The sequence below is a fragment of the Limosilactobacillus reuteri genome, assembly GCF_013694365.1.
GTDB classification, from domain to species: domain Bacteria; phylum Bacillota; class Bacilli; order Lactobacillales; family Lactobacillaceae; genus Limosilactobacillus; species Limosilactobacillus reuteri_E.
Genome location: NZ_CP059275.1, coordinates 97,817 through 105,486, shown reverse-complemented (window position 1 = coordinate 105,486; position 7,670 = coordinate 97,817). Strand labels below are relative to the sequence as shown.

At 35.0% G+C, this 7,670-nt stretch carries 6 protein-coding genes; all 6 read right to left on the bottom strand.

Features of this window, described 5'->3' with window-relative positions; translation table 11 throughout:
• Nucleotides 1-39 precede the first annotated feature (39 nt).
• The 6 genes from HHK02_RS00590 to HHK02_RS00565 all read right to left on the bottom strand — a co-directional run bounded on the left by HHK02_RS00590 (nucleotide 40) and on the right by HHK02_RS00565 (nucleotide 7,599).
• Nucleotides 40-1,272 (bottom strand): restriction endonuclease subunit S, encoded by a 1,233-nt coding sequence (locus HHK02_RS00590; protein WP_181462566.1) that lies wholly within the window; start codon nucleotides 1,270-1,272, stop codon nucleotides 40-42.
• Complete coding sequence (locus HHK02_RS00585) at nucleotides 1,273-2,208, bottom strand: site-specific integrase (RefSeq protein WP_181462565.1); 936 nt, start codon at nucleotides 2,206-2,208, stop codon at nucleotides 1,273-1,275.
• Nucleotides 2,209-3,369 (bottom strand): restriction endonuclease subunit S domain-containing protein, encoded by a 1,161-nt coding sequence (locus HHK02_RS00580; RefSeq protein ID WP_181462564.1) that lies wholly within the window; start codon nucleotides 3,367-3,369, stop codon nucleotides 2,209-2,211. It abuts the gene before it with no gap.
• Nucleotides 3,370-4,287 (bottom strand): restriction endonuclease, encoded by a 918-nt coding sequence (locus HHK02_RS00575; protein WP_181462563.1) that lies wholly within the window; start codon nucleotides 4,285-4,287, stop codon nucleotides 3,370-3,372.
• Nucleotides 4,288-5,214 carry a restriction endonuclease gene (locus HHK02_RS00570; RefSeq protein ID WP_181462562.1) on the bottom strand — a complete coding sequence of 309 codons (927 nt, stop codon included), beginning with the start codon at nucleotides 5,212-5,214 and terminating at the stop codon, nucleotides 4,288-4,290. It lies immediately after the preceding gene.
• Nucleotides 5,215-5,331: 117 nt separating this feature from the next.
• The gene (locus tag HHK02_RS00565; protein ID WP_181462561.1) at nucleotides 5,332-7,599 is read right to left on the bottom strand and encodes a phospholipase D family protein; all 2,268 of its coding nucleotides are present in this window, start codon (nucleotides 7,597-7,599) and stop codon (nucleotides 5,332-5,334) included.
• Nucleotides 7,600-7,670 lie beyond the last annotated feature (71 nt).

The window sequence follows — 7,670 nt, the reverse complement described above, 5'->3', positions numbered from 1 at the left end:
TTCCCATAATTGACTTGTTATTTCTTGTGCTTTATTCACTTAGATAAAAAGTTTTTGTAAGAGATATTTTTTCAAGGCAGTTAGTTGAGTAAGTCTATTTTGCTGGTGAGTGATGAGTCCATTAATACTTTCAAAGAAACAACCAATTATTTGTTGTTCGACTTGGTTAGGAAACATTACTTTGATATTTTCAATATCCGAACCATTAAATGAAGGCAAAGCACCTGTTTGTGCATATTTGGGTAAATTTAGTGTATCAAACAAGACCTTACCAAAATATGGATCCCAGTTCTTGCTGAATATATATGCCATTGTATTGTTGTCAATCAAAAACGGAACTGTAACAAGTCTTTTTCTATTCAGCATTAAAGCAGCTCCAACTTTTGCAAAAATAACTGCTGGAACTTTGGTTATTGTTTTCCATTTTTTGCTGATAATTTGTTGTTCAGTAACATAATTATTCGAAGTAGTCATTTCAAATTCATTTCCATTATTATTCATATCCGAAACCTTAAAAAATGGAACTCCCTTTTGACCACCTTGTTCCTTATTAGGAAATCCAATTCCAGACTGAGCTTTACCCACTGTTCCCAACTTACGCTGTTCCCAATCACCCTTAAATTTTTTAAATCTTAAATTTGGCTGTTTGCTATTTTTATCAGCAAACAATTGTTGTAACATCGCCTTTTTAAGCTGTTTAAGCAGTTCCAATTTTCGTTGCTGGAGATCGATTAGATTATTAATTTGATTCATTAATAATCCGATTTTTGTTTGTTCAGATAGTCTAGGACTAATGATTTTTACTTTTGCAAAATTCGGAAATTGCAACCTTTGTTTTTCTAATAATGATCCAGTCGAAAACCTTTTATATTTGTTGATCATACTGCTCGTATGCAATAAAGATGCAAGAAAAGCAACATTAAACTGATCATTGCTTTTGAGGACAATATAATATCCTGAAACAGCTATACTATGGTACTTATTTACATCTATAGTTCCCAAAGTGATGTTCATCGGGTTGTAAACAAAGTATCCCTTAGGAACAAGGTTAAATATATCGTTCTTTCTAACTAAAAAACTACGATCATATCTCTTAGTTTTTGCTACTAACCCCTGGTCAATGGTCAAACTCCACAATTCTAGATTTTGCTGAGTAGGATTGATCCTTTTTTGATACTTTGTAAAAACGTTCTCCAACTTACGATGCTCCCAATCGTCAGTAAATCCTTTAAAACGGACTTCAGGCACCAATTTTTCGGGCTTTTTATCCATTTAGTTTAGTTGAGATAGATGATGTAAGACTTTATCATTATCTTTATTTTCGAGTTCCTCAATAATATGAATATAGGTTTCTTGGGTCGTTGTGGTGTTGGCATGACCTAGTCTTTTGGCAACACTAGCAACTGACACTCCTTCATAAAGTAATAATGAGGCATGAGTATGGCGTAAACCATGAATCGAAATAGTTGGTATATCTAATTTATAGCAATATTTTTCTAATAAGCCATTAACAGTTGAATTAAATACTCTTTTATTGTGTGGCACAAAAATTGGCCAGTCACTTTCTTTATTTCGAATAAGTGATTTAAATTGATTCATAAGGTGCCAATCAACCATCACAGCGCGGTTTGAAGATTCATTCTTAGTTTTTTGAAAATTACCAATTGGCGTTTTATAATTCCAAGATTTATTAACGATAATTTGTTGCCTTTCAAAATCAAAATCTTCTGGAGTTAAGGCTAACGCTTCCGCAAATCGTAAGCCAGTTTTTGATACTAATAAGATAAACCAATCCCAGTTTAATTCGTCGCCTAGATCAAGATGGCGGAGTAGTTTTTGTAATTCATAAAGATTCAAAAATTTATTCTTTTTATTGCTAGGATCAACTCCCTTTATAATTGCTCGCCGTGTAGGGTCATGTTCCAGTAATCCTTCGTCTAGTGCATCAACTAAGGCTGCTTTTAGATGATGATGAAAATCAAGAGTAGTTTGTTTTTCATGAGTAGCAGCATAGTTATTTAACAATTTTTGATATGATTGGCGAGTAAGTTCATTCATATGTAACTCTGGTGCAAGCTCTTTAATTTTTCGGTGCGTTAAATAATATTTATCCAACGTCACTTTTCGAACTGCTTTTTCCTTATAAAGCTTAATCCAATCCATGTAGTATTTATAAAATAGCTTTGTACTGTAGTGTTTCCGAGACATTTAGATAAAGAGCTTTTGGAGGAGGTATTTTTTCAGATAGATTAATTCTTGTTGTTGTTTTTTATTAAGTTCAATCATTGACTGAGTAATTTTATATAGACTTCCTAATAAATCTTGTTCATCTTTTGAGGGTATCATGAGTGTTTGCTTAGCAATATCTTTCAAAACTAAATTAGTCATCATTGTTGTACGAGAGGTGGACATCCTTAGTGGGTCCCGCATAACTTGTTCACTATTAATATAATTTTTTAGAAACTCAAGATTGAAATTAATTTTAGAGTTAAAAACGCTAAATACATGAGAAACAATTCCGTTTCCTAAATCATTTGCTACAAATCTGCCAAAAGAATAACTTTTACTTCTATTGCCTTCATACGCTATATCACCCTTATTAAAGATAAAATAGGTTTTCATATATGCTTCAGAAGAACTTTTTGGTAATTTCCCCCATCTCATGCTTGCAACAGATATAACATGATTTTGCAAAATTTGTCCATCATTTTTCTTAGTTGATTTTTTAAATAGTTCCGAGAATTTATAAGTATTATACGGTGTAGTCAAAAATCTTAATTTAGGGAGCTCTTTTTGTGAAGGTAAAGTCTTTTCTTTGATATATCTCTGTAATAAATTTAACTGCTTCAATTTTCGTTGCTGGAGAGAAAGCAGATTCTCTAACGATTCAATTAGTTTTGAAATCTCTTGCTGTTCTATGAGTGAAGGATAAAATGCTGAATAATCAAAAAACAAATTACTTGAAATACCGAATACTTTAAGACCAGTTCCAACATGATATCCATAATGCTTAAATCTACTTGTTTGGAGATTGTAATATATAAACATTGGAAATACTAATTTTCTGTTTGGACGAAAAGCTATTGTATGTAATCCGGCAATAATTGAAAATGCTCCAGTGCTTAGTAAGATAGCGGCATCTGCAATTCCCTTATAATCTTCCGAAGCATCGGCCACCACGACATCACCATTTCTTAAAGTAGAGTAATTTCCCTTAGTTATTGATGGTAACTTACTAGGTTCATTTATTTTTTTTGCTTTTCCTGTATGTATATCGCCATAATGAATATACTTAAATTTTGTTATATTTTTTGTCTCGTATTTTCTTGTATATGGGTAAGTTTTGATAGGAATTGTAATATCTCCCAATCACTTCAAATCGAAGTAATAATCATCCAAAGCATACGTATTAACTGGCGTAATATGTAATTGATATTTTTCAACCAATTCAGCTAGTGTCTGCCCGTCAATTAATGTTACAGTATTATTTCCTTGGGTTGCCTTTTTTCGAGCACGATCTGTGAAATGATTAGTTGTGATAAATATCCCATATTCAGCATTAAAACTATCCATTACTCCTTTAAACTTATCGATTTCAGGTTCTGATACTGCTCCTTTTGTGTACCTTTTACATTGAATCGCTACCCGACTAGTTCTGAATTCATCAGATGTAAAATATCCAAAGCCATCGATTCCATGGTCACCGGAACGAACAATTCCGCGATCTTTATCAATTACAACACCCATTTTTGAAATCAATAAGCGCGAAAAACTTTCAAATTTACTAGGATCAAACTTCATTAATTGAGTAATCAATTGGTTTTTCCAGTTTAAATCTTTAGTATCCTCTTGGTCTTCTGGTCCTGTTGATTCGTCTCCGCTTTCTTCACTTACTTTATTTTTATTACGTTCAGCACGTTCCTTATTTTTCTTATCCCAATAAGCACCAATTTCTTTTTTCTGTTCTAACGAAGGATAATTTGTTAAATCATCGTTCTCTCCGGCCTTAGTAAGAACAATATCCTGATTACGATGAGGAGCTTCAATATATTGAATACTGCGCAAATTTCGAATACCAAAGTTAAAGTCAAACAAGAATGGTGAATAAGTGCCCGTTTTACCTTCTTTAGTTGAATAGACTTGATCATAAGTTAATCCATCATATTCATTATCTGCAATTGCTTTCCGAATAGATTTTCGGCTTGCTGACCCACCCAAATCTCTTAATGCCATAATAATTGCTTTTTCTACTGATCTTCTCTTATATTCTGCCATGATTTCACCCATTTAAAACATATTACCATCAATTTTATATGTCATATAATGTTCTTTTACTTCTACTCCAACTTGATACTGAATCATTAAATTAGTTAACATCTCACCATTAACCAGTGTAATATTTAAGTCCTTTGCTGCGTTAATTGCACCTTGAGTAAATGTAGAAGTTGTAATAAATACACCTCTATCTGCATGCTTGAGCTTAATTGAACCACTAAATGCTGTAATTTCTGGCATTTGAACTGAATTATCTGGCGCATATCTTTTTAATTGAAGATAAACTTTTTGCAAACCTAGTGGGTCTTGATTAATAATTCCATCAATCCCATGATCATTTGATTTTTGTGTTACTAAGGCTTGCCCTTCATCACCCTTGTAGCCCATTACAGATAACAACTGAACCATTAAATTTTCAAATTTATATGGATTCATTTTTACCAAGTGATTTAATAATTCATCCTGCGTTTTTTCGTTTTGCTGATTAAACCATTCCTTAATTTGACTTTCAACCAAATCTTTATTTTCTCGCTTCTGTCTATTTTTCTTTTGGTTACTTTTTTCTTGTTTATATTTCTTGTAAGCTGGCTCATTATGGATCAAAGTTCTCGTTATATTAATTCCATATTCTTTACTAAGCTCTTGCCCGCGACTAGTTGGGAGGTAAAGGTCTCTCTCGGGTCGGTCTAATAAACCTGAAATTGCTAAATCACTTAAAGCAAAACTAACTCGATTACGCATGACCAAATCGTGACTCTTTTGTGGATAACGCATTTGCAACATGCTTTGCGGTAAATTAGCTTCTTCTAAAGTTCTTTGTATCAATTCACTGCTTTGCCAATTCTGCCTTTCAACGGCAACTTTTAAAATAATTCCTAAAAATGCATCCCAAGTCGGAGTACCATCGGCTTGATGTTTTAACGTTGTATAGTCAATCATTTAGTTTTTCTTTGCCAGCTTATATAGCAAGTACATTGGCCAAATTAAGGCTCCTGCGACAAGGGTTAATAAAACAATCTTTTGGTTCTTTGATAAGTTATGACATGGACACTTCATTTATTTCTTTTTAAGCCAGCTAAATATCCCATGGCGGTGCGCTTGCTTTTCTTGTGCCTCTGTTAACCGGGCAAGCAATTCAGTCACCTTTGCATCAGTATTTACCTTTTGAGCGTCCCGAGCTACCTCGCTGCTATTATACTTTTGCTGAAGGGTATCACTGTTAAGCCACTGATCAAAATTAGCAACATCGACAATAAAACCGGTACTAGTATATTGATAACTAATCCGATACTTTCGCGGCAGGTATTGGAAGTACCGTTCCATCATCATTGAACCATTATTTCGCGCCGTACTATCTGAAACCTTATTAAAAAGCTGCTTATTAATTTGCGCTTTTAACTGACCATCCTGCTGAATAAACGTTAGATCAGCCCCCACTTCTGCCTGGTTAATCAGCATTGTCCAATCATTCCGACCAACAAAGAGTGAGTAATCATAATTATCATCGAAGTAGTCTTTAACAAGCTCAAACATCCCAAATTGGTTCATCGCTTGTTTCAAGACATATTTGATGGGATAAAGGTAATCCTTCTCAATCTTTTGTTCTGTTTCTGGCGACACGTCATTGAAGAATTTTGCGAGTTCAACTTGGCAATAACGATAAAGCTGATCGTTAGCGCGCTCAAGCAAGTCATTTAATTTAGCTTCACGTTCATCCTCATCCCCGGCAAAAGTTGATTCAAAGCTGAGGTACCATAAACGACGCATAATTTCCGGTTTAAGGGAAAATTGCGATTTACTATCACCCTCACGACGATTCATCGTAAAAATAAATGATGGGAGTGGCTGAGTTAAACTACGATTGTTAGTAATTTCTTTAATGAAGCGATCAAAATATGGCCGTGTCGTTAAGTCAGGACTAATATCATCAATCATCATCGGATTAACAGGACCAGCACTATACATATAATCGCTTAAAACCGTTGTAATCGTCATATTGATATTGGACTTTCCTAATGCATAATTTTTAGCATCAAAAACACCGCCATCAAGGAAGTTGCCACTCCCCGTTAGCTTGGCTGCTAGCCGCTTTCCCAACGTCGACTTCCCGGTCCGTCCTTGACCAATCAAGGCTACTCCGAGGGGAACATCTTCGCGTGATTTACTGCTTGGCGATAATTCATACATATTACGGATTTTCCATAGCCAGGGCGCTTCAAATAGGAAACACATGAAATCACATGCCTGCCACCCCTCACCGACTTCTTTGTAATTATCGTACTCATGGGCAATATCACTAAATAATTGCAGCTGTTCACGGAGCCGGTCACCCGTTAAATTCGATGTTATTAATTCTGACTTTACATTATCACCAACACGGGGCGCTTCAAATAACTGACCATTGTTATAAAACAAGACTGGTTTAGGGTAGAGGTCTTCTTCACGGGTAACCTTTCCTGAGTTATCATCGTTTCGAGACACATGTTTAACTACCTGGGTAAGGCTGTAGAGTTCTTTCCCGATATTTTCGAGATTGCGTTTCTTATAGCCAGCATTACCAAAGAGCTTGACAGTTTGGGCAACACTCAATTTTTCTGGAGCTGATAGTTTCTTTAATTCCTCGTCAGAACTATACTGATCCTTATATTCTTTTACTTCTTCTGCCGGGATAATCACCGCATCCTTGTCACCGGTATCCTTGTTTTTCACCATATTCACCGTATCGGTATAGACATTAATCTGAAGTTGCTCTTTATTTTTCGCCTTAATGAACCCGGCCATTTTCTTTGCGTCCAGATAGGTAGTCGCATGGCGAAGGTTATCGTCGAACATCTGAACATGGCATTGATAAAGCGGATCCGTCTGCATTCCATAGTCACTATCGAGTTGTTCTAAATTACGATGAATTGCTGCTTCAGTTAAATTCATCGAACCGGCAAATGAGAGATACCGGTCGTCACTTGTCATTAAGTACATTTTGGTATGAATTAATTCTTGCTTTGTGAATAAAAGTCGCAAGCTCCCATCTAAAATTCGCTTCGTAAATTCACTATCAGGGTGTTCATAACCATAATTGACAAATTCAGTCCGGTCATTTAACTGCCTCATCCGTTTACCAATTGATTCTTTTCCATTATCGCTTAAGCCAAGGATTAAAGTGACCTTATCATAGCGCGGTAACAGTTGCTCCTCAATAAACTTAATTGAAGAAACAAATGAAACGCCCCTAAATTCAGTTGGCTTTTCAAGGTGTTCGCCTGCAAATTTCCAAAAATCAGCATCAGAAATTAATTCTTGTTTAGTGTAATCCAGGATATCTAACATTTACGCTTTCTTTACTAAATAAATTGGTAAAGCAATCGCGCCAGCTAAAAGGGCTAAAATAGTAAACTTCT

What these genes read in the sequence shown, in the direction of transcription:
- HHK02_RS00590 (WP_181462566.1), bottom strand. Translation starts at nt 1,272, where the DNA reads ATGGATAAAAAGCCCGAAAAATTGGTGCCTGAAGTCCGTTTTAAAGGA.
- HHK02_RS00565 (WP_181462561.1), bottom strand. Translation starts at nt 7,599, where the DNA reads ATGTTAGATATCCTGGATTACACTAAACAAGAATTAATTTCTGATGCT.
- HHK02_RS00570 (WP_181462562.1), bottom strand. Translation starts at nt 5,214, where the DNA reads ATGATTGACTATACAACGTTAAAACATCAAGCCGATGGTACTCCGACT.
- HHK02_RS00575 (WP_181462563.1), bottom strand. Translation starts at nt 4,287, where the DNA reads ATGGGTGAAATCATGGCAGAATATAAGAGAAGATCAGTAGAAAAAGCA.
- HHK02_RS00585 (WP_181462565.1), bottom strand. Translation starts at nt 2,208, where the DNA reads ATGTCTCGGAAACACTACAGTACAAAGCTATTTTATAAATACTACATG.